Annotated in this window: 1 protein-coding gene; it reads right to left on the minus strand. The window is 41.8% G+C overall.

The features are described from left to right. Positions 1–40 precede the first annotated feature (40 nt). A protein-coding gene (locus tag SFC25_RS18200) for an IS3 family transposase (protein ID WP_411216623.1) occupies positions 41–1188 on the minus strand; the annotation gives its coding sequence in 2 pieces (ribosomal slippage) (positions 41–918 and positions 918–1188; 1149 coding nt in all). Between the last annotated feature and the right edge of the window lie 95 nt (positions 1189–1283).

Raw genomic sequence — 1283 nt, forward strand, 5'->3', positions numbered from 1 at the left:
GGGACTGACCCCCGTTTTTGAGACAGGGATCAAAACACCTTCAAACAGCCAATTGCCGATATTGTGTCGGTGATTGGTTGTTTAGTTTCGTTTGAATACGAATGTTGTTATAATAATAAATGTATTCTTCGACAGTACGCTCTACGATTGCCGTCGTAGTTCGGTTGATACTGTTAAGATAGAACGTTTCAGACTTTAGTGTGGAATGAAACGATTCGATGGAGGCATTATCAGCGGGCGTCCCTTTGCGGGACATGCTCATGGTGATGCCTTTTCCTTTTATAGCTTTTTGGTACTCATAAGATGTATACACAGACCCTTGATCGCTATGTAACACGCAGTTCTCAGGCAGTTTCGGAAGCTGTGCGAGCGTGTCCAATACGAAAGCTGTATCTTGTTTATCTCCAATCGAGGAAGCAACCACTTCACCATTGTACAAATCCAATATACTGGAAAGATACAATTGTTTCTGCCCAAAAGGCAAATAGGTAATATCGGTTACGAGCTTCTCAAGTGGACGATCGGAGCGAAAGTTCCGATCCAACAGGTTTTCTGCTATGGCATATGGCTGCCCTGTATTCTTGCGTCTTTTAACTTTAACCCTGCACTGCCACAGATTTTTCTGCATGATACGCTGCACGGCCTTGTGATTGATGCAGTACTCCTGGCGCAGTAAGGCGGTAATCTTTCGGTATCCATATCGATACTTATGTTTTCGGCACAACGTGCCGATTAGTTTTTCTAACTGTTCTTTCAAATCATCTTTCTCTTTGTTCTTCCAGCGGTAATAAGACGCTCTCGAGATACCTAAATGTATACAGATATCCTGTACTGTCATTGTGTTGTGCAGTATCTCTACAAGTTCGACTGCCGTTTCTCTATCAACTTCCTTTCCAATTCCTTGTACTTTTTTAAGACTTCATTTTGCTGTCTCAAAAAGCGATTCTCTGCTTGTAATTTCTCCATTTCTGAAGAATAAACGGGCCCTTTCCCAAAAGTGTACTGTTTGCCGACAGGCTGTTCAAACCGATGGGTTTCTCCAGCTTTATACCATCTAACCCATGTTTGAATCTGTGTTTTATTCTTGATATTTAATTCGTGCATTATTTCTTTTACAGACATGCCTGCCATTCGCATTTCTACTGCCTTCTGTTTAATCTCCAACGGATAACTCACTCTTGTCCCCATAGAAAAAACACCTCCAAGTATTATTTCGGATAACATTGATCCGTTTTCAACCTTGAAGGTGTTTTTTATTTGTCTCAGCCTGTGGGGTCAGTCCC

This window comes from Terribacillus saccharophilus (assembly GCF_046592595.1).
GTDB lineage: Bacteria > Bacillota > Bacilli > Bacillales > Amphibacillaceae > Terribacillus > Terribacillus saccharophilus_C.